Annotated in this window: 2 protein-coding genes; one reads left to right on the forward strand and one right to left on the reverse strand. The window is 46.0% G+C overall.

The features are described from left to right. Window positions 1–97: 97 nt before the first annotated feature. On the reverse strand, window positions 98–595 hold the full coding sequence (locus tag QUA16_RS32360; RefSeq protein WP_333103036.1) for a pentapeptide repeat-containing protein: 498 nt from the start codon (window positions 593–595) through the stop codon (window positions 98–100). A 109-nt stretch (window positions 596–704) separates the two neighbouring features. On the opposite strand from QUA16_RS32360, the gene QUA16_RS32365 reads away from it, so the two are divergent. Continuing rightward, a complete protein-coding gene (locus QUA16_RS32365; protein ID WP_333103038.1) occupies window positions 705–1073 on the forward strand; it encodes a phage holin family protein in 369 nt (122 codons plus the stop codon). Window positions 1074–1237: the final 164 nt, after the last annotated feature.

Raw genomic sequence — 1237 nt, forward strand, 5'->3', positions numbered from 1 at the left:
GGGGCGGGTTCCACCAACCATAATCGCCCCAAACAAACAATCTCAAAAACCCGCCCCCACCCAACAAACAATCATCAGTAATTGAGCGGAGATGATATCAGCGGCATCCCAAGGAATCGCGAGTAGAAATCCCAGTTTGAGAATTAATCCCGGTTGCCTTTGTGCACAATTCTTTAACTTGTGAGCCGTCCATAATTGCATCAGTAAAGTCAGCGCCGGTGATATCAGCCCCCTCAAAAGTAGACCGCAGCAAAATTGTTTCTGCTAATATTGCATCGCTTAAATCGGCCTTAGTAAACTTAACTTGATCAATCATTGCATTAGTTAAATTTGCTCCGTGCAAATTCGCCTCAGTCATCACCGAAGCGCTCATAATTGCTCCCCGCAAATCGGCATTAGAAAAATTAGTCAAGTCCATATTAGCGTTAGAAAACTCAGCAGCCCGCAGCATTTGACCAGAAAAATCGCGTCTTGTCAGTTCGGCGTTGCTAAAGGACAACGGCGGAGCGTAATATTTAGATTGAGCCTGGGCTGGCTGCGGCAGGATGAAGATAGTTAGCGCCAAGAGGAATGCTGCTAGTTGCCGGAGTTTCATAAGCCTGATATTCTCGCAAGGTGGGTATTTCGTAGTGTATCCCGAACTTTGGTCGATCGACTAAACAGTTACAATCTTAATTAATAGTGATGGAGATGGAAAAAAAGATATGCTAAGTTTTTTCTTAACTTGGATAGTAGCAGCGGTTTCGCTGATCATTACCGCTAACATTGTACCAGGTATTTCGGTGGTTAGCTTTCCGGCGGCGATGCTGGCTGCTGTTGTTATCGGATTGGTGAACGCGGTTGTCAGACCGATTCTTACATTGCTGACGCTGCCTTTGACCATTATTACTTTAGGTTTGTTTTTATTCGTTGTGAATGCAATTTCGCTTTCCCTGGCTTCCTGGTTAGCGAGTGCGTTCAGTATCGGCTTTGCCGTTAACGGTTTTTGGCCGGCTTTGTTGGGTTCCATTGTGTTGTCATTCGTTTCTGGGTTGATTGGTCGATTTGTGAATGCCAATACTTTGTCTCAGTAGTACATTATCCCAGATATTCGATCGGGCAAACTGCAACCGCTACTGTTACCGCAGAACCCCCCCTAACCCCTCCTTGTGAAAGGGGGGGATTTTGACTGCGGAATATTTGTTTAGGGACTAAAAGCCTTTCACGGGCAGGCAGGATGCCCACCCCACAAGCAGAT

Source organism: Microcoleus sp. S13_C3 (assembly GCF_036700905.1).
Classification (GTDB): Bacteria; Cyanobacteriota; Cyanobacteriia; order Cyanobacteriales; family Microcoleaceae; genus Microcoleus.